Here is a 20,248-nt window from a genome sequence, read left to right on the forward strand (position 1 = left end):
CTCGCATTCTTTATTTTTAATCTAATGACATGTTCGGTTATCTACTCTAAAAGTGTTAAGACCAACGAGGGACGTCTATTTTATTACAATTATTGAGGTTATAGAAGGTATAAGTGTTCTCGATTTATGGCACACGAGCAGCGCCTGTGTTCTGGGCAGCTTCAGCAACTGCCGCCGCCACGCAGGCTGCGACCCGCTGGTCGAACGGAACCGGAACCACATAGTTTGCGTTCAATTCAACGGGGTCGACTAATTCAGCAATCACCCTCGCTGCGGCAATCTTCATCGCCTCGTTGATCTCGGATGCTTTGGCGTCCAATGCACCGCGGAATATGCCGGGGAAAGCAAGCACATTATTAATTTGATTCGGATAATCGGAGCGGCCGGTACCCACGACTTTGGCTCCCGCTTCGTACGCAGTCTCCGGTAAAATTTCCGGTTCGGGATTAGCCATGGCAAAAATGATCGGATCCGTTGCCATCGAGCGTATCATGTCCGCGGTTAACGCCCCCGCCACCGAAACGCCGATGAACACGTCCGCATCTACTATAACTTGCTCCAGTGGGCCTCTCATCAATTCCCGGTTCGTCATGCAGGCGATCTCGCTTTTGATGGCGTTCATGCCTTCCGTCCGCCCTTCGTAGATGGTTCCTTTCGTATCGCAAACAATCAGTTGATCCACACCTACATGAAGTAGAAGCTTGGCAATGGCTATTCCAGCAGCACCGGAGCCGTTTATCACTATCCGCAGCCCCTCCAGTTTCTTATTTACGACTTTGGCTGCATTGATCAAGCCGGCTAGTGTGACGATTGCAGTACCATGCTGGTCGTCGTGAAAAACAGGGATATTCAGTTCCTTTTTAAGCCGTTCTTCAATTAAAAAGCAGGAGGGTGCCGCAATATCCTCGAGGTTGATGCCGCCGAAGGACGGCTCTAGCAACTTGACCGTTTCCACAATCTTGTCGACATCCGAAGTATTTAAGCATATGGGAAATGCGTCGATCCCGGCAAACTGCTTGAACAAAACCGCTTTTCCTTCCATAACCGGCAGTGAAGCGTGCGGACCGATGGCTCCGAGTCCCAGGACTGCCGTACCGTCGGTAACAACCGCCACCGTATTACCTTTATTGGTATATTCGTATACCTTATCTTCCATTTTATAAATCTCTCTGCACGGCTCGGCTACGCCGGGGGAATAAGCGAGGCTTAAATCCTTGGCGTTTAAAACCGGGACTTTGGAGACAACACCAAGCTTGCCCTTGAAGTGGCGATGCAGCTCCAACGCTTCCTCTCGTAAAGACATACTGTCCTCCCACCCTCATCCAAATATGTTTATCTTGTCAATTTACCCTTGAGCTTCCTTACGTCAAAGGCGAGGAATCGGCAGCCTTACTAGCGATTGAGCAAATGCGTCTGGAACCATACCAGGGCTGCGCTGCTTGATAGATCGAAATATTGCGTGTACGGGTCAAAATGTCCTCCCGGTATCAGCACCAGTTTTTTAGGCTCCAGTGCTTGTTCATATGCAGCAAGCGACAAATCGGTAGGCGTAATAAAATCGTTTTTTGCAACCAACATTAACAGCGGCGTAGGACTAATATTGGCAATAAAAGCTCCTGGCTCATAACCTCTTGATAATTCAATTGAACGCAACGTAACTTTGTTAATGAATTTCTCTGAGCCTTTCGTATAGAATTCAACCGCATCCTTCGATTTATAGACGCTATTTTCAAATTCTCCGCCCGCAACGACCGAATAATAAACGGGACTTTCGCCGCGTTGCCTGTTTAGTCTATCTTCGGCAAACGAGGACAACAACTCTGTGAGCGCCTCTCCGTTCACTCTTCTTAGAGCAATTTTCGAGCCGCTGATTGTCGGCACTTGAGATACGACGCATTTTACTCGTTTATCGGTCGCGCCTACTACTAGAACATGCCCCCCACTGTAGCTCGTACCCCAAATTCCGATGGAATCTCTATCGATTTCCGGACGCGAGCTGGCGTATGTTATGACATGCCGGTAGTCCTCGGTTTGCTGCCACGGATCGATTTCGTGCCTTGGAGTGCCTTCGCTGTCTCCAAAATTCCGATGATCGAACAGCACGACTGCAAATCCGTTCGCGGCAAATTTCTCAGCGTACGGCTCCAAATACATCTCCTTCAGTCCCGCATATCCATGCGCCATCACAATGGCCGGTTTTTGCTTATTCTCGCCGGCTTGCGGCAAATACAGCCAACCTCTAAGGACGGTTCCTTCCGCATTAATTTCCACATCTTCTCTTGTAAAAGCCGATTGATTATTCATAGCACTTCCGCTCCTTTTTACGTTTGATCAGGAGGCGCGGGCAAATAGCAAACTTGCTGCATCGCATTTTTTGCTTTCGCAAGTCCCCTGGATATTGCCCGCAGCCATCTCTTATAAAAACAGATAAAAAAATTGAATTTGGTTAAAAATAAGACGAAGCGATTTTTGCTCTAGTGGGATTGGTTGATCGAGAAATTGGCACTTCGTTCCTTCTTACTTGCCTTTAAACGGAAATGCAGGTCGCGGTTTGCCTTCTTTAAACGCTTCGACCGAGACTGGTAAAGCAAGTTTTACATCCTCACTTTCAAACAATGGGAGCCCTAATTCCAGCACTGCCTGATCCGCGGCGGAAAGGCCGCCTTTCTCCCAGATTCGCAATAAGGCTTTGTGTACCCCGTGGGCGCTTGTCGGGCCTTTGGCCAATTTCTCGACAAAGTTCATCGCCTCATCGAACAATTTGTCGTCCGTCACAACCCGGTTTATCACGCCGTGATTCTCCATAACCTTCGCAGGAACCTGCTCGGAAGTAAACGCCCATTCGATAGCCTTCTGTCTCCCCGCGCGTTCCGCGACACGGTAAACACCTCCAAGTACCGTAATAATACCAAGAGTTTGCTCGGGGTGGCCGAAGCGTGCGGTTTCTCCCGCAAAGATGACATCCGCCCGAACGGCGAGCTCGAGTCCGCCGCCGAAACATAGCCCTTGTACCGCAGCGACGGTCGGGATCGACAGCGACTCAAACCGGTTGAAGGTCACCAAATACCGCTCCAGCAAGGTGCGCAGCTCGTGCGCCGTCATGTCCGGCCAAGGTACAATGTCTCCTCCGAAGCTGAAATCCGGACCTTCCGCACGTATAAGCAAGGCGCGCGCATCGCTGTTTCCTATGGTATCGAGCGCTTCGTCGAACTCCTCTATCATTCGAGGTGAAAGACGGTTCTGCGGCGGATTGTTCAGCGTAATGACAGCGATCTGATTCTCTATCTTATAAGTAAGGTGTGTCATCCCGTTATTCTCCTTTCTCGGAATAAAAGTACGACGGATCGATCTCACCATTAAGGCTATCTCTTAGCACGCCAGAAAACTTCAATGCGCCTCCCAGTGGGCGATGATGAATCGCGATATGAGCGATAGCTTGATTTTCGCTGCGGGTAAGCACGGTGATGCCCTTGAGCAGAACGCCGCCAAATGCTTCCGCTTCCCATTCTTTATACTCCTGCAGACCTGAAGTCGCGCTCCTCGTAAACGTCAAGCTTTCGTAAATTTTGCTGGCTGCTCCCATGACCTTCCCAACGTTTTTCCGACCGGTGATCGGGGCGTTAAAGACTGCGGCCTCGAGCACAACATCTTCTGCGAAGGCTTCGCCGAATGCGGCTTCAGACTTTTGGGCAAATGCGTTTTCCCAGTCGTTCTTAATCGATTTGTTCATTGCGATCACTCCCAATCAAGTTTTTGAAGATATTCTCGGAATAAAAGTACGACGGATCGATCTCACCGTTAAGGCTATCTCTTAGCACGCCAGAAAACTTCAATGCGCCTCCCAGTGGGCGATGATGAATCGCGATATGAGCGATAGCTTGATTTTCGCTGCGGGTAAGCACGGTGATGCCCTTGAGTAGAACGCCGCCAAATGCTTGCGCTTCCCATTCTTTATACTCCTGCAGACCTGAAGTCGCGCTCCTCGTAAACGTCAAGCTTTCGTAGATTTTGCTGGCTGCTCCCATGACCTTCCGAACGTTTTCCCGACCGGTGATCGGGGCGTTCAAGACTGCGGCCTCTAGCACAACATCTTCTGCGAAGGCTTCGCCGAATGCGGCTTCAGACTTTTGGGCAAATGCGTTTTCCCAGTCGTTCTTAATCGATTTGTTCATAGCGATCACTCCCAATCAAGTTTTTGAAGATATTGGTTTAAATGTTGCGCAACGGCTTCCGCATGTTCCACATGTGACCAGTGGCCGCCACCGGCGATATCTTTCTCGGTAACGCGGCTAAACCGTGACACGATGCCTGCAACCATCTCTTGGGTGACGAACGGGTCATCCATCCCCCGCATAATCAGAGCCGGACGCGTAAATTGACTTGGTGAATGGCCGTCGGGATGACCTTCGTTCCACGCATCGACGAGAGCGGCGACAACGTCCGGTCTGACATGTACGCTTAACCCGCAAAGCAGGTCCAATTTGTCGTCCGTAAGCCCGGGAGAAAATTGCCTGCGCACCGCCATTTCGATCTCGGGGTGCCCGCCGAGCTGCTTTAAAGGAGCCACCACTTCAGCCGGCGCCTTGACCCCTCCGAGCGGGACAGGCGTAAGCAGCGCCAATCCTCGAGCAAGTTCCGGATGCAATCGAGTGACGAGCTCTGCGATTTGCGCTCCCATGCTTTGCCCCACAATGACAAAGGGTTTGCCGATCTCTTCGATGACGGAAGCAACATCTGCGGCATAGCGATCAAGCGATATTTCTCCTTCTACAGCCGTTAGCGCCCCCATCCCAGGTAAATCGAGGTAGACTTTTTGCAAATCTTTTTCCGCAATTAAGGAGACGACATCGTTCCAAACCGCGCTGGCGTCCATAAAGCCATGCACAAAAATAATGGCGCGAGAACCGTTGCCGGACGTCGTAAAAGGAATGGTTGCTTTCTGATCATTCAATCGGTTCATGTTTTCTTTCCTCCTGTGTGAGCATAATAATCGCAAAACGGGTGCATGTCTGTCACGTGACTCATGTTCATAGCCATCTGACTGCGTAGGAATAAACATAGTCATCTTATAGTCTTATATGCCCGTTTTTGCGGTCCAGATTCCCGTCATCAGCACGAAAACCTGCAGGAAATTCCGGCCGCTTTCGCCTTTTAACAGTTCTTGAATCGGAACGCTGCGTTTCTTTGTTTTGTGCCCCTTTTGTCCTTCAACGTTTGCTTTTCATTCGTTCGGCTCTTTGGTGCACGGATGTTCCCAAATAAGAGGCTCGTCATGAGTGCAATCAGCAATCAGTTGTGTTACTCCTCCATAACGCTGCCGGAAGGTGACCAGTTCTTCTGATTGACAGCCGCCCAATCGGTGGGCCGGCCGTCGAGGCGATGCATACGCGAGCCCTCGCGACTCTTAAGAACTTCAGGATCCAATGGCGTCGTAAACACATTTTCAACGAGGGTGTATTCAGCGGCGAGGCGACCTACTGGCGCAAGAGCTGCCGTATCCACATGGCCTTTCTCATGGTCGTAAACGTCATCACGGATATGATAGCGGACGACACGGCCCCAAATGACATGATCCTCGAATTCGCCAACCGTAAACACTCGTTCGAGCTTGCATTCCATGGATACGGGCGTGAGCGCGACTCGCGGTGGTTTCACGACGACGCTGGGTGCTTTTTCAAGCCCAACGGCTTCGAACTCATCGACCTCCGACGCGTGCTCAAACGCCGATCTGTGCATCTTGTCAGCGAGGGGCATAGTGACAAGATTGAAGACGAATTCCCCCGTATCGCGGATGTTCACGTATGTATCCTTCAGCGTGCCGTCCGAACGGTGTTGAATGGTAATCGACAGCATCGGGGGCTTTCGACCGACGACCGTGAAGAAGGAGATCGGTGCAATATTGGCGATGCCGTCCGCGGAAAGCGTGCTGATCCAGCCAATCGGCCTCGGTACAACTGTCGCGACCAAGAGTTTGTAATTGCGGGCTGCATCAAGCTCGTCTGCATTTAGAATCATAAGACTACCTCCGATTTAAGTTTGGGTGTGGGCTGATCCTCAGCCGCACAGAAATGCAATGCATCGACCGCATTTCGAAAGCGTTTGCAAAACTTCAAAAAAAACAATGACACCCTTATTCGCTCAATGGTGAATAGCATGTCGCCGTATCGCACCGTTATCGCCGCGTGTTCTTGGTAACACCGTGCTTTCGGACGACTAAAATGCGATAGCTCCGGCGCCCTCTATTCACGTTAAATCACTTCCAAGTTTGATCCCTCAAAGCTCCAATATCCCAAGCCTTGAATTTCAAGGTGTCTTGCATAAGACCATTATAGTCTTATATGCCCCTATTTTCAAGTGGGAGGAACCAATTTCCTTCGGCGCGACGCTCCTGCACTGTACATACACCAGTATAAAGCCGCTTTGCCTAAAGCTAAAGCATCCTAAGTTTCATCTTTTTATGACCGCCATTGTGCAAACGAAGATCCCTTTAATTATGCTTTGGCAGCATTTGCTGAACCCCAAAGCGAACCAGGGTTTACTCGATTTGGATAAAGATTAAGCATTGCATGGTATAAATCTAAAACGTTGTCTGTTTCTTTATCCAAACGAATAAAGTCTAACAGATATTGTTTAGTTTCATCCAAGATTTTGGGGTTATTATCATTTTCAGGGACTTTGTGACCCGCAATAACAAATTTGGGATTTAGTTCTTTCAAGCGATCGATCGCTTGGATCCATTCAAGTCGAGAACTCTCTGTTGTTTCAGTTAGATATTGATGGATTCCGTTGTAAGCAGCATCACCAGCCACTAGTAATTCAATATCCGAAATCCATAATGATGTTGTATTTACCGTATCCGTAAATCCAGCTTCAATGATTTCAAATCTATGTTCTTCAAGTTCAAAAGAATTTGAATCGATCACATCGGGAAAAACTTGGGGTTGAGGAATTTGATTAGGGAATAATTTACCCCAAAAACTTTCAATATATTGTGGAGATCCTTGTTCATAACTTTTCTCAACAGATCCTTTCGTTGCTATTGCTTTAACATGTGGAAATTCCTCTTTTAATTGCTTGATTCCAAAGAAATGATCCCCGTGTCCGTGCGTGATATAAATGTATTTAAGGTTACGATCATAAGACTTTATCCAATCAACCAATTTTTGGTTTTGTTCAGTAGTGGTAAAAGTATCCACCAGCACCGCGTCTTTTTCTCCATAAATGAGAGTGGCTGTATTGGAAACCCATTGAAGTTCTTCTTTTCCTTTTGGTAGGTTTCTTGTGACACCTGCACGTTTTATGCATAATTCAGCGAATTGTAATTTTGACATTCAAACCATCCTTAAATTTTATTTTTACTATACGACAACCCCATGAAAGTTTGAACACCTAGCCGCTCCCAATAAATAGTAGCAGTCAGTGAAGGAAAAAAGGAGTAATCTCAGATAGAATATGATGACTTTCTTTTTAGTGCATTTCTAACTTTAATTTGATAGTATCTAAACCTCCCTTATTAGTTAGTGTGATTCTTCCTTTGCAGCATACGGGGCATCGACGAATAAACTGAAAGCGTATGCAATTTCATTATAGTCTCATATGACACTAATTTCAAGTAGGAGAAAAACTTGGGGCACAAGCCGGATTTTCGTACGATCAGTGACTTTCGTAAAGAGATTAGAGCAGCAACCCTGTGATCAAGCCCTTATGTTTCGATGCTTTGGCTTTCACCTTCGAGCCATCGATGCTTACGTGTCCGTAGGAAGCATAGCCAAGCTTCATCGCAATTTGGACGACTTGCTTAAACAGGCCCGGCAGTAATTCCAGATGATAGAGTAATCGCTGTGATGGTGCCGAATGATCAAACAGCTTCCAGTCAACCTTGGGGCAACTACAGGGTAAGTGTTGACACGATTGAATCCTTGACTGGCTATAATTTCCTATCTTCGGTTTCGACAAGCATCCAAGGCAGCATCGAAGCCAATGCTGACAATGGTCCTACGAACTAAGCTGCACAAATAAATCCAAAAGGCTGTCTAAAAGATCGTTTTTCAAAATGATTTTTTAGGCAGCTTTATTGTTTTAAAAAATTTTTTTGGGGATTGGCACCAGAATAATAAACTTCATTCAAACTATACACTCAGTTTACTAACCATTAATATTCTGATGCTATGATTGGTTTATCAACGAATGAGGAGGCAATATAGATGAATGTGCGTGCAATATTTATTGATATGGATGGTACACTACTAAAAGCCTCAAACAGCATTTCCCACCGAAATAAGGAAGCCATTTATAGGCTTATTAATCAGGGAGTTATGGTTTTTCTGGCCACGGGCCGACACTATGAAGTAACCGCTCCTTACCATAAAGAAATTGGATTGCGAACACCGATGATCTGTTTAAATGGTGCTGCCATTCACGATGCAGAGACAGGAAGAGTATTGCAAAAGAAAACCGTCCGATTGAACGATGAACGATTTCACGATCTGACGGCTGAAAATCCTTGGAATGTTATCATCCATACAGCAGACGGGGTTTATTGCAAGGAAACAAATGAAGAAATCGATTATTGGACAAAAGTTGGGCAAATTCCGCCTCAGTATATTGGAGATTTAAGACTGGCAAATTATCAAGATGTGCTTAAATATAGTGTTCGAACAGGTACGGCTAGTCCGAAAGTTTCCACTTTGTTTAAAGAGGAAGCAGAAGTCGTCGATTGGAATGACGGGTTTGAGCTGCTTGCTCCTAATGTTTCCAAATGGTCTGCTATAAAAGGCTTACTTACTGAACTTCGAATTAGTCCAAATGAAGTGGTAGCCATTAGAGACGGACCCAATGATATTGAGATGCTTCGTCATGCCGGTACTGGTGTGGCAATGGGGAACGCTAGCGAAAAGGTTAAAGCAGCAGCTGATTTTGTTACCGGACACCACGAAAATGATGGATTGGCTGAGTTTATTGAGCGCTATCTTCTTAAATCATATGAATCTTATGCTATTTAAAGCCACAGAGACGGTTCTCGTGGCTTTTTATGAGGTTCTGATCAACTAACAGGAAGTTTGCCACTATGGGCCCCCTCCCAAAAAAGTAGCCCTCAAGATTGTTCAAAAACAGTCCTCGAAGGCATCCAGTAATAATATAAAAGGGGGTCTTGAAAAAGCTTGTCTAAATCATAGCTTTTATTTCTTAAGAAAACCTTAACATTTGCAGTAGATTTTTTTATTAGATTTCTGCCCGTTTTACATACATCCGCATTATGAAGGACATTTCTCTCGTTTTTATGATGGGATCGGGTATTAATAACCCCTTTTATTGACCGTGCTCCTGTTTACTAGATGGGTTTTGTCTTTCATTTACACTTCCCAGATGAGTTAGGGCATTATGAACCCTTTTTATTGACCGTTCTCCTTTTTAAAGAATCGGCTTTGTCCTTCCTTCGCAAATTAAAATTGCATCTTAGCAGGCCTCCTGTCCATTCTCGAACAGAACTGGAGGCTTTGTTCATTTTCGGAGCGGAAGTCTGAATACTATTACTGTTGCTGCTCTCCTGGGACATTCACTTGGAAGGTTACGCCGAACTTATCAATTACGCTCCCGTACAACGGGCTCCAATCCGTTTTCTGAAGCGGCATGACGACCTGTCCGCCGTCTTCCAAAGCGGCAAAGATTTCTCTCGCTCTTGCCTCTTCTTTGGGATGTAGGGCAATCTGAATCGAATTACCCGGCTGATAAGGCATTCCCGCGAACGTATCGGAGAACATTAGATCTGCCTCACCGACCTTCAAGTGCGCATGCATAACTCGATCCTTCATGTCATCCTGTAACGGATGATTCGGATCCGCCGGCATATCCCCAAACGTCATAATACCCATCACTTTCCCACTAAGTGCTTTCTCGTAAAAATGAACTGCCTCCCTTGTGTTGCCGTCAAAAATCAAATACGGGTTTATGCTCATTGACATGATTCATTCGCTCCTTTAGAACTATTTTGATATCACCATTCATCATTCACCAAACAGGAGCTATGTAAACAGTTTTTTGTCACGGAAAGACAACAAGGACGGTTCTCATGGTTAGCGAAAACCACATGAACCGCCCCCTTTGTCACAGAACCTTATCTTAAAATGTCCTCAATTCGAGCGAGGGTTTCAGCATTTAACTTTACGCCCGCTGCTTTTACATTTTCTTCTAGTTGTTCAGGACGACTTGCCCCTACAAGAGCACTAGATACATTTTGTTGTCGTAAAATCCACGCTAATGCCAGGGTGACAAGTGACATGTCATTGTCTTTGGCGACCTCTTTTAATAGTTCCACTTTATCGAGATTCTCATCAGTGAGTAATCCAAAAAGGTTATTGTATTTTTCCTGTGATGCACGGCTTCCTGCAGGAGCCTGAGCACCCTTCTGATATTTACCAGTTAAAATACCTTGGGCAAGAGGAGACCAAACGACTTGGCCAATGCCATGCTTTTCACTTACTGGGATGACGTCCTTTTCAATATACCGTTGAAGCATGCTATATTGCGGCTGATTCACAACAATTCGGTCAAGGAGCTTTTTGTCTGCAAGATGAACTGCTTCTGTAATTTGTTCAGCTGTCCATTCACTAACCCCGACATATAATACCTTTCCTTGGCGAACAAGATCATCCAATGCCCGCAATGTTTCATCCAGCGGCGTTTCCTGGTCAAAACGATGGCAATAATAAATGTCAACATAATCTGTGTTCAGGCGCTTGAGGCTCGCATGACATTGTTCCATGACGTGTTTACGGGATAACCCCCGGTCGTTTGGCCCATCACCCATTGGCCAGAATACCTTTGTGGCTAAAACGTAGGAATCACGCACGTACTTCTTAAGTGCTTTTCCGACTACAATTTCTGCCTCCCCGCGCATATAAACATTGGCAGTGTCAAAAAAATTTATCCCTAGATCATAGGCTTTATCGATAGAAGCCGCAGCATTTTGTTCCTCTACGTACCCACCATATGTAAGCCAGCTCCCTAAACTTATTTCACTCACTTTTAGTCCTGTTTTTCCTAAACGACGGTATTCCATGTTGATCCCTCCCAGAAAATTTCGTGACACAAAATAAAAATACTATGTGATTGGGCTTTATGTCCAAAATTAGGTAATGTCATTAGAAAAAATTCCGCGGGGACGGTTCACTTATTTCTCAAAGTAATTGAATAGCATCCCAATGGGCGAAAACCTCACTCAATGGCTATGCTTAATAGGCAACTGGCTTTTAACTTATTTGCTTAAAGTACAGGCTGAACATTCTTTTCAGCACTTTGTCAGCATAATCCGAAATAAGAGTATGAAGGAACCCTCTTCATTGATAAGCAGGACAAATTCAACTTCCTTTGTTGTCTTGTCCCCTAAAACCTGAAAATGGACATCCTGGGTAATTAGATTATTGATAATCGGGCAAATGGATGGACCTCCGCGCTTACTAATTACCGTTTTCCTAAATAATCTTTCCGCTTGGGCATTAGGCGCGTTTCCTAATTACCGTTTACCTAAAATATCCTTCCGCTCGGGCATTAGGCGTACTTCCTAATTACCATTTCCGTTAATAATCCCTCCGCTCGGGCATTTGGCGTGTTTCCTAATTACCGTTTTCCTAAGTAATCCTTCCGCTCGGGCATTAGGCGTACTTCCTAATTACCATTTCCGTTAATAATCCCTCCGCTTGGGCATTTGGCGCTCTTCCTAATTACCGTTTTCCTAAATAATCCTTCCGCTTGGGCATTAGGAGAGCTTCCTAATTACCATTTCCGTTAATAATCCCTCTGCTCGGGTATTAATATTCACACTCCCATATGTTTTTGTGACGGTTCCCTCCCAATAATGACGATTATGGGCACAAAAAGTAAGTACTCCACAGGGAAGGTTCTCATTGCTGTTTACACACCACGAGAACCTTCACCTTGGTTTTCAGGCATATAATGGGGAAATATTAAGAAGTAGTTCGATAAAAGAGGCAAGGACGCAGAAAAATAAATGATGGATGGAATGTTAGCAAAGTTGAAATGGGATAATAAAAAGAAATGATACGTTTTTAAGGGTGGATGGACAAACGAAAGAATCTTTAGCAGAAGGAAAGAAGTAATCTATCTCTATCAAACCTTTAATACTCCAATTTTGAAAATACTTCATTCTTTTTACGCTTATGCCCTGCTAAAACCAATAGAACCGTCCCTATGGCATTTTTGAAAGGCAGGAGAAAGAAACATGTCAGAAGAGTATGATTCTCGGACTGAACGAAGAAAAAGCATACAAGAACAACAACAAGGTTCTTCCAAAAAGAAAGAGAACAAGAAGCCAAGAAAAGGATTTTGGAAAAAGTTCTTATATATTTGTCTTACATTAGGAATAGTTTTGTTCCTGGCAGGAGCCGGCGCTTTGGCATGGATTATAAAAGACGCTCCGAAATTTAACGAAACGCTATTAAAAGATCCTTTATCTTCCAAGTTTTATGCTAGTGATGAGAAAACCGTCATTGCCGAAATCGGTAAAGAAAAACGGGATGAAATTACTATTAAGCAAATACCTGATGTCTTAAAAAATGCTGTTTTGGCTACAGAGGATGCTCGTTTTTATCAGCATCATGGAATCGATGTGAAACGTACACTCGTTGCCATTTGGACAAATATTACGACTGGTACTTCCCAAGGCGGCAGTACGATTACACAGCAGGTTGTGAAAAATTCTTTTTTATCAATAGAAAAAACCCCCACTAGAAAAGTGCAGGAATGGTATTTAGCGATTCAATTAGAAAAAAAGTTCTCGAAAGACCAAATTTTAGAAATGTATTTTAACAAAAATTTATATGGCAATGATGTTTATGGTGTCGCAAAAGCAGCTGAAAGATTCTTCGGGCTTCGTCCTGATGAGTTAAATAAATTAACACTAGAACAAGCTGCACTCCTGGCCGGGATTCCACAAAGTCCAAATAACTATACACCAACGGTCGAAAGTAATCTTGACGCAGCACAAAAACGCAGAAATATGGTTCTTTATTATATGAATAGACATGGATATATTCCCAAATCAGAAATGGAGAAAGCACAAAGTACACCAATTAAAGGTACATTAAATATTCAACAAGCACCAGCAAATAAATATCAAGCCTTTGTTGATACTGCCATTACAGAAGTACAAGAAAAAACAGGTGCAAATATTTTTGAAGATGGATTGGAAATTTATACAACCATTGACCCCAAAATCCAGCAAGTAACGGAAGATGTTCTTTCAACAAATAATTATATCAGCTTTCCCGATAATGATAGGCTGCAAACAGCGATTGTCATTGCAGAGACCCAGACTGGAGCAATTAAAGCCATTGGCGGAGGAAGAAATTATCAAACCGGCAAATATAACTACGCAACAAAGATTAAACGTCATCCTGGTTCTACTATTAAACCAATTCTTGACTACGGCCCAGCCATTGAAAAATTCAAATGGTCTACTGGACACATAATAAAAGATGAAAAGTATCAATACTCAAATGGAGTCCCTATTCGAAATGCAAGTCATACCTACGCTGGAGATAAAACGATAAGAGATCATCTGAAATGGTCACGTAATATTCCTGCATTAAAAACATATCAGGAAGTAGGAGCAGACTATGCCACTGATTTTGCCAATAGCCTTGGCTTTCCGATTACAGATACACAAAAAGCAAATGAATCGAATGCTATTGGTGCCATTGATGCAGCATCTCCTTTTAATATGGCTGGAGCGTATACCGCATTTGGGAATGGCGGTTACTTTGCAGAACCGTTTACTGTTTCCAAAATAATTTTTCAAGATGGTACGGAAATGAATTTAGCTTCAAGTAAGAAGAAAGTAATGGAAGATTCTACGGCCTTCCTCATCACAGATATGTTACGTACAGTTGTGGATTCAGGTACAGGAACCATGGCAAATGTTCCTCGTCTTGATATAGCTGGAAAAACCGGAACAACCAGCTTCGATCAATCTGCCATAGAGAAATATGGTTTACCCAATAATGCGACAAGAGATGCCTGGTTTGTAGGATATACGCCGCAGTACACAGGTGCTGTTTGGACAGGCTACACACAAACCACTTCTTCAGATGACTATTTAGGTGGCAAAAGCGAGCACTTCTCTAAATTAGCGTTTAAAGCGATTATGTCACGAGCAGCTACCAGCACGGAAGGATTTAAACAACCAAGCAGTGTTGGAAAATTAGGTAAAGAATACTATGTAAAAGGCGGAGAAAAGCCACAGCCACCTAAGACTAATAAACCAAACAATGTTCAAGCAAAATATGATGAAGCTTCAGATAGCATTCAATTATCATGGAATTACGCTTCTGAAACGAGTTCAGAAACAACCTTTGATGTTTCTTATACAGTGGGTGGAAATACAACTACATTAACATCTACAAGTGATAGGCAAGCAGTACTACAAAGCCCGGAGAAAGGAAAACCATATACATTTACGATCGTTGCCATTTCTGATGAGATAAAAAGTGATCCAGCTTCTGTTTCCATAACAGTTGAAGCAAAAACAGTATTACCAAACAGTCCAAGCAATTTACAAGCTTACTTTGATAAAAACTCTAATAATATTGTGATTAGCTGGAACAACAATAATGACATTACTCAAAATGTCAAATTTACCGTTTGGTTTACTGTGAATGGCAGTACGTATAGATTGGCGCCTATCTCAGAAACACAAGCAACGTTAAGTGGCCCTCAACCAGGTCAAACTTATATCATTAAGGTTACAGCATCAAATGACGCAGGTACTAGTGCCCCAGCGGGTACTTCAGTTACAGTTCAGTAGAACACCACAGGGACACGGTTCTCATGGCTCAAAAAAAGCTTTGAGAACCGTCCACTTGGTTTCTCCTATTCCACTCCACTTTCTAAAATCCTGAAAGTCTTTTTATCACAATTAATTTCTGCCATTGCTCCATATGGCAAAATGAATTTCGGTTCGGTATGACCAAAACTCATGTTATAAAGAATTGGCAAATCCTCCAAATGAAATTCCTGCATGACTTTTTGAATGACTTCCTTATATTCATCGTAATACTTCTCGTCTTGCGGTTTGCCAAAAATGATTCCATTGGCTTTTTGCAAAATGCCTTGTACGGCATAATTTCGCAGCCAATACTTAATTAAATGAGGTTCCGGCTTCTCTTCAGATGTTTCAAAGAAAAGAATACTATCATTCCAATATTCCTGATTTGGCCAAAGATCGGTTCCTTTCGCAAACTCTAGTACTTCCATACAGCCGCCAATCAAACGCCCTTGTGCTGCACCTGAGCCTTGAAGTACCTCGCAGCCTAAATTTTGCCGCATTGTCCGGCGGAGATTCTTATTCTCTTCTACCCATTCTAACCGCTCACTTGTCCATTCTTTGGCCGGTTGAATTTCGCCAATGATCTCATTTGAAAAGATCGTTCGATTCACCATTTCAATCGTATATGGATCCATCTCAACGTTTTCAGCAAAATCGGTTAAAATGGCTGGACCGTAAAAAGAAGAAATTCCTGCTTTAAGACAAAATAAATGGGGAATGGTCACATCTGAGTAACCCATAAAAATTTTAGGGCTTTTACGTATAACATCAAAATCAATATAAGGAAGCAAGCGAATGCTATCTTCTCCGCCAATATTGGCGATGATTCCTTTAATATTTTCATCCTTAAACGCTGTCATCAAATCTTCGGCACGAGCATGTGGATTTTTATATAGATAGTCACTCCCTTTTAAACTATTCGGCATTGGGATAACTTTCAATCCAAAAACTTCTTCTAATCTCTTAACACCTTGCTCATATCGCCACCTAAGCTCTAGGTCACCAGCCCCTCCCCAAGACAGACTTACGGTTGCAACACAATCACCCGGCTGCAATTTCTTTGGCTTTATTAACATTTTTACTCCCACCCTTGCATGATTCGATATTCTCATAGTTGAAGAACTATCACCTGGCTTTAATTTCTACAACATTAGTAAAATTACCTGCAGTTATTTGAAAATGCACATTTCCGCCCCATGATCTCTTAATATGGAAAATATTAGACTATGAATAGACTTTGCATATGTAAACGTTTTTTTGTATAATTATACTGGGTTGGATGGTTAATGTGAACATCACCGTATTTAGCGAAGGTGGGGCTAATACGAACAAAAGCAAGAGCTTGTTAGCTCTTTTTTTATTGGGGTAATAGTTAAGACTCGAGAAATTCCCATTATATTAAACTGACAATCTTCAACAAATTACCCTCCCCTGATAATCCCTTGATACAACTTGTTGAATAGATAATGAATAAAAAAAGAGAAGTGCACGAACACTTCTCCCCTATTTGAAAGTTTTTATCGATGGCGGTACATATTTGGAAAACTGATCAAGCAAAACATCTGGCTGTTCTTCAAATATCGCCATAGAACGGAATTTCTCCTGTAAAAATTTCTGTTCAATCATATGGTCAATCAGACTGATTAGCGGTGCGTAATAATGATGAATATTTAGAATGCCGCATGGCTTTTGATGCAAGCCAATCTGACCCCATGTGAACACTTCAAAAAACTCTTCAAGTGTTCCGGCACCGCCAGGCAGCACAATAAATCCATCTGCCAGTTCTGCCATTTTTGCTTTTCTCTCATGCATCGTTTCAACGGTATGCAGCTCAGTCAAACCTTTATGAGATATTTCACGTTCTTCCAATACTCTGGGAATAACACCTATTACATGTCCGCCTTCTTGAAGTACAGCATCAGCCACTGCACCCATCAAGCCATTGCTCGAACCGCCATAAACCAACGTGATGTTCCGTTTAGCCAACTCTTTTCCCAATTGAATCGCTCCAGATTTATATGCTTCTGAAGCACCGAAACTTGATCCGCAATAAACCGCTATACGTTTCACTGTTACCTCCATAGATTTTTTTTCACTGTCTGCTTTCTCATAATTTTTCCCATTCATTAATACTGCTAATCACCCAATCATTGCAAAAGACAGATTAAAAAGATCATCTATTTGGATAGGTTTCGTTTAAAAACGGTATAGTAGAGACCCTCCTTTTCCAATAAAGAAAATTTTAATCGTCTACATCAATACTACTACATTAAAAACTATATTCAGCCAACAGTTTTCCATGATTTCCACTTGTTTCTTAATCGCACCATTTTTAAAAATATTTGAGACATAAAAAAAGAAGTACTATTAGTACCCATTGGTGTCTGCTTTGTAGCTTGTTAGTAAATCGTCTATTCGTTTATAAAAATTTGCTTTTTCTAGAATACCAACAATATTCTACAAAATCCCCTTAAAACAAAATTAATCAATCATTTGATTAATAGTGTAGAAAAGCCTTATCAATTAAGGATTTCATTTGATTTAAGGGCAAATTTTTTGTCACTTAATCAAACGATTAATTAAAAGTGGCCTCATCACACTCCACCTCTGGATTCCCCCTCTCAAGATGAACAAAAAAATGTCGAGAATTGTATGTATTTAATTCCTAAAAGAACCAGGCGTGTCTACTATTAGAAACACGCCTGTTTCACAGAAAACTTCTTCTCATTATTATTTGGACGGCTCTATCAGCAAATCTTAATATGGATATTGGTAGTGGTGGTGGTGGTGGAATGGGTAGTAGTGGTGGTGTTGATACGGGTAGTAGTGATGGTGGTGGTACGGGTAATAGTGATGGTACTGTGGATAGCCAAAACCAACCCCTGGAGCTCCAAAGCCTAGTCCTGGTGCAAAACCAAATCCTGATCCTGGTCCACCTACTCCAACCCTTGGGGCATTATTATTTGGAATCATCACATTCATCCTCCTCATTTAATTTTACAGTAGAGTTTATGTGTTTTTGGGTAAAAGTTCTTGGGTATTTGTCTTGTCTTCTAAGAATTTAAATGACAGACTCTAAATTATTGCATAATAAATAAAAATCCCTCAAAATCAGGCTTAACCTCTGGATTATTTAACTTAGCTCTATGCATACGATAGAGTGTAGCCGATATACCCATATCTTTTGTTTGAATATAGAAGCGTAACCTCAAACACAATAAAGCCCCTAGCAAGGGGTTTTTTTATTGCTTTTAGTTAATAAATTAAACCTACTTCGTTATAAATAAGAAAAGCCGCTTGGTTTGGCAGCCAATCTTTATGTAATTTCACCCGTTACTTTAAGCGTAATTCTTCACAATCCGTTTAGTAATTCAAGCAAGCAAAAGGCGTTGCCCTTATTTAAGCATCGCCCTCGAAAATTATAGTTTTTAAAAACACGTAAACGAAGCAATTCTCCTAGTATCGATACCAAAAATCATCCAGGACCTTCCATTCCATCTGAAACCAGCAACAGATCTTGGTCCTACAAAAATGGGATAAAACCAAAACCCTTCACCATTGTAGAGCCATATAAAAGTATTACGAAACAGGCACAACCTAATTGCTCCTGGATCAACAGCAAATGGTGAAGCAACTGCTTGTTGAGGAATAAATGATGGAGGAGGAGCAGTTGGAGCTTGTGGAATTTGTGATCCTGGAAAACCTGGTGGTCCCCCAAACTCAGGTCCTGGTAAACCCGGGAAACCTGATGGTCCCCCAAACTCGGGTCCTAGAAAGCCTGGTAATCCTGATGGTCCCGGAAACGGCGGCACTGGTAAACTTGGAAATTGACGCTCAAATGTCAGATCATAATTTATATAGGAGTTATTATACATTTAAAAGATCACCACCTTACCTTGAATAGATCTCTAAAGTATTAGTATGTTGTACAGTTCTTTTGTGATGCTTATTCGCGGTCTATATTCCTGCCCATTTACTTCGAAAAAATATTGTATTTGGTAATTAACGGAAGTAAGTTTTTTGAATGTAAAAAAAGACCAAGAAGGTAATACGCAAAAATAACTCATTGCACTTCTATTGTTTCGCAATATTCATCAAAACCGCCGTAGTGTGCATCATTTCTAATTCATTTCTAATACATTAGGAAATCCACAATTTATATGCTACACTTGGTTTACCATTTGATTTACTGTTTGCAAATACCCTACTCATTTTTGAGTGGGGTTATTCGTTTTTCTTAGAAAAATAAAAAAAACAGACTCTAAAAAAGAGTCTGTCTATGTTTGGCGTTTTATTTAAGCCTTACGAACGTTAGCTGCTTGTGCTCCACGTTGACCTTGCTCAACATCAAAAGTCACTTCTTGACCTTCTTCTAATGTTTTGTACCCTTCGCCTTGGATAGCTGAGAAATGAACGAATACGTCTTCTCCACCTTCACGTTCGATGAATCCGAAGCCTTTTTCGCCATTAAACCATTTTACTTTACCTTTTTCCATGTTTGTTGCCTCCTAGTGTGCTTAGCACACACAATGTATTACTATCCTTGCTCTCAGTGATCATCAAGACGAAAAGTTTTTACTAATACTATCCTGTACACCGAACAAAAATAATTCTTTTTTAAAATAGCATTTTTTCAAATCATTTGCAAGGAACCCTAATTCTTTAACTATAGCCCCCGATAGCGGCATGATGACTTTAGGTTTTATTTAGTTGGTTGTTTTATCTAAGAAGAACCTAAAAAAGCCCTTCCTTGTTGGGCTTTTTTGGGTTGAGATTATCCCTGCTTTAAGGTCTATGTCTATGCTTGAATATGGTCTATAGCGGCTTCCTTCTACATTATGCATCTGTTATATGAAGAACTAAGGTGGTTAAGTCCTATTATTTTATATTTTTAATTTAACTAAGCTCTCTTAGCGTTAAGGAGCCCTTTTTCCACTACATAATGCAGCTTCTTGTAATGAATAGCAGAGTTTGGGCTTTTGTATTTCGCAAGAGCCCTGACAACTTTTAGATTTAGTCATATTTTGTATTGAATAGATGTAAAGGAGGTTATTAAATGGACGGTGTAGGAGCTGGCGGTGGTTTCGCATTAATAGTTGTATTGTTTATCCTTCTTATTATTATAGGAGCGTCCTTTATGGGCGGAGGATTCGGCGGTTTTTATTAATTAAATAATAATCATTAAAAGGAGGGAAAATTTATGTTCGGATATGGAGGATTCGGCGGCTGTGGCTGTGGCGGATTCGGTTACGGTGGCGGCTTTGGTTATGGCGGAGGTTTTGCCTTAATCGTTGTCTTGTTTATTTTATTAATTATCATTGGAGCAACTGTTTTTTATTAAACAGAAGCATCAAACCTAATTTTTTTCAATTAAAAAAGCCCTTGTTTTGGACTTAACCCCGTCAA

General features: G+C 42.6%; 20 protein-coding genes. 5 read left to right on the forward strand and 15 right to left on the reverse strand.

Going from position 1 to position 20,248, the window contains the following annotated elements; translation table 11 throughout:
• Positions 1 to 124: 124 nt before the first annotated feature.
• From ACIFOT_RS16765 to ACIFOT_RS16800, 8 genes are all read right to left on the reverse strand, one after another.
• Positions 125 to 1,303: an NAD(P)-dependent malic enzyme gene (locus ACIFOT_RS16765; protein WP_430066475.1), complete on the reverse strand. Its 1,179-nt coding sequence runs from the start codon at positions 1,301 to 1,303 to the stop codon at positions 125 to 127.
• 89 nt (positions 1,304 to 1,392) lie between these two features.
• Positions 1,393 to 2,304 carry an alpha/beta hydrolase gene (locus tag ACIFOT_RS16770; protein ID WP_430066476.1) on the reverse strand — a complete coding sequence of 304 codons (912 nt, stop codon included), beginning with the start codon at positions 2,302 to 2,304 and terminating at the stop codon, positions 1,393 to 1,395.
• Between the two features lie 213 nt (positions 2,305 to 2,517).
• Positions 2,518 to 3,306 (reverse strand): enoyl-CoA hydratase/isomerase family protein, encoded by a 789-nt coding sequence (locus ACIFOT_RS16775; RefSeq protein WP_430066477.1) that lies wholly within the window; start codon positions 3,304 to 3,306, stop codon positions 2,518 to 2,520.
• Positions 3,307 to 3,310: 4 nt separating this feature from the next.
• Positions 3,311 to 3,730: a hypothetical protein gene (locus ACIFOT_RS16780; RefSeq protein WP_430066478.1), complete on the reverse strand. Its 420-nt coding sequence runs from the start codon at positions 3,728 to 3,730 to the stop codon at positions 3,311 to 3,313.
• Positions 3,714 to 4,172, reverse strand: coding sequence for a hypothetical protein (locus tag ACIFOT_RS16785; RefSeq protein WP_430066479.1), 459 nt, complete (start codon positions 4,170 to 4,172; stop codon positions 3,714 to 3,716). Before ACIFOT_RS16785 ends, ACIFOT_RS16780 begins: the two co-directional genes overlap by 17 nt.
• Before the next feature lie 5 nt (positions 4,173 to 4,177).
• Entirely contained in the window at positions 4,178 to 4,960 is a 783-nt protein-coding gene (locus ACIFOT_RS16790; RefSeq protein WP_430066480.1) for an alpha/beta fold hydrolase, read from the reverse strand.
• Between the two features lie 338 nt (positions 4,961 to 5,298).
• On the reverse strand, positions 5,299 to 6,015 hold the full coding sequence (locus tag ACIFOT_RS16795; protein WP_430066481.1) for a flavin reductase family protein: 717 nt from the start codon (positions 6,013 to 6,015) through the stop codon (positions 5,299 to 5,301).
• 476 nt (positions 6,016 to 6,491) lie between these two features.
• Complete coding sequence (locus ACIFOT_RS16800; RefSeq protein ID WP_430066482.1) at positions 6,492 to 7,331, reverse strand: MBL fold metallo-hydrolase; 840 nt, start codon at positions 7,329 to 7,331, stop codon at positions 6,492 to 6,494.
• Between the two features lie 513 nt (positions 7,332 to 7,844).
• Here ACIFOT_RS16800 and ACIFOT_RS16805 point away from each other — a divergent pair.
• Together ACIFOT_RS16805 and ACIFOT_RS16810 are read left to right on the forward strand one after the other, a co-directional pair.
• Entirely contained in the window at positions 7,845 to 8,006 is a 162-nt protein-coding gene (locus tag ACIFOT_RS16805) for a DNA/RNA non-specific endonuclease (protein ID WP_430066496.1), read from the forward strand.
• Between the two features lie 198 nt (positions 8,007 to 8,204).
• On the forward strand, positions 8,205 to 9,002 hold the full coding sequence (locus ACIFOT_RS16810; protein ID WP_430066483.1) for an HAD family hydrolase: 798 nt from the start codon (positions 8,205 to 8,207) through the stop codon (positions 9,000 to 9,002).
• 528 nt (positions 9,003 to 9,530) lie between these two features.
• Here ACIFOT_RS16810 and ACIFOT_RS16815 read toward each other — a convergent pair.
• Positions 9,531 to 9,962, reverse strand: a complete 432-nt coding sequence (locus ACIFOT_RS16815) for a VOC family protein (RefSeq protein ID WP_430066484.1) — start codon at positions 9,960 to 9,962, stop codon at positions 9,531 to 9,533.
• A 152-nt stretch (positions 9,963 to 10,114) separates the two neighbouring features.
• Positions 10,115 to 11,059, reverse strand: coding sequence for an aldo/keto reductase family protein (locus tag ACIFOT_RS16820; RefSeq protein WP_430066485.1), 945 nt, complete (start codon positions 11,057 to 11,059; stop codon positions 10,115 to 10,117).
• A gap of 1,179 nt (positions 11,060 to 12,238) precedes the next feature.
• Here ACIFOT_RS16820 and ACIFOT_RS16825 point away from each other — a divergent pair.
• Positions 12,239 to 14,821, forward strand: coding sequence for a PBP1A family penicillin-binding protein (locus tag ACIFOT_RS16825; RefSeq protein WP_430066486.1), 2,583 nt, complete (start codon positions 12,239 to 12,241; stop codon positions 14,819 to 14,821).
• Between the two features lie 65 nt (positions 14,822 to 14,886).
• Here ACIFOT_RS16825 and ACIFOT_RS16830 read toward each other — a convergent pair whose 3' ends face one another.
• The 5 genes from ACIFOT_RS16830 to ACIFOT_RS16850 form a co-directional block, all read right to left on the reverse strand.
• Positions 14,887 to 15,918, reverse strand: a complete 1,032-nt coding sequence (locus ACIFOT_RS16830) for a S66 family peptidase (protein ID WP_430066487.1) — start codon at positions 15,916 to 15,918, stop codon at positions 14,887 to 14,889.
• Between the two features lie 427 nt (positions 15,919 to 16,345).
• Positions 16,346 to 16,912: a TIGR00730 family Rossman fold protein gene (locus tag ACIFOT_RS16835; RefSeq protein ID WP_430066488.1), complete on the reverse strand. Its 567-nt coding sequence runs from the start codon at positions 16,910 to 16,912 to the stop codon at positions 16,346 to 16,348.
• A gap of 687 nt (positions 16,913 to 17,599) precedes the next feature.
• Positions 17,600 to 17,815: a hypothetical protein gene (locus tag ACIFOT_RS16840; RefSeq protein ID WP_430066490.1), complete on the reverse strand. Its 216-nt coding sequence runs from the start codon at positions 17,813 to 17,815 to the stop codon at positions 17,600 to 17,602.
• A 455-nt stretch (positions 17,816 to 18,270) separates the two neighbouring features.
• The gene (locus tag ACIFOT_RS16845; protein ID WP_430066492.1) at positions 18,271 to 18,717 is read right to left on the reverse strand and encodes a collagen-like protein; all 447 of its coding nucleotides are present in this window, start codon (positions 18,715 to 18,717) and stop codon (positions 18,271 to 18,273) included.
• A gap of 420 nt (positions 18,718 to 19,137) precedes the next feature.
• The gene (locus tag ACIFOT_RS16850) at positions 19,138 to 19,338 is read right to left on the reverse strand and encodes a cold-shock protein (RefSeq protein WP_027322326.1); all 201 of its coding nucleotides are present in this window, start codon (positions 19,336 to 19,338) and stop codon (positions 19,138 to 19,140) included.
• Positions 19,339 to 19,898: 560 nt separating this feature from the next.
• On the opposite strand from ACIFOT_RS16850, the gene ACIFOT_RS16855 reads away from it, so the two are divergent.
• Both ACIFOT_RS16855 and ACIFOT_RS16860 read left to right on the forward strand, forming a co-directional pair.
• Positions 19,899 to 20,009: a YjcZ family sporulation protein gene (locus ACIFOT_RS16855; RefSeq protein ID WP_223587557.1), complete on the forward strand. Its 111-nt coding sequence runs from the start codon at positions 19,899 to 19,901 to the stop codon at positions 20,007 to 20,009.
• A 33-nt stretch (positions 20,010 to 20,042) separates the two neighbouring features.
• A complete protein-coding gene (locus tag ACIFOT_RS16860; protein WP_289982125.1) occupies positions 20,043 to 20,183 on the forward strand; it encodes a YjcZ family sporulation protein in 141 nt (46 codons plus the stop codon).
• The last annotated feature ends 65 nt before the right edge of the window (positions 20,184 to 20,248 follow it).

It is taken from the genome of Neobacillus sp. NRS-1170 (genome assembly GCF_050468025.1).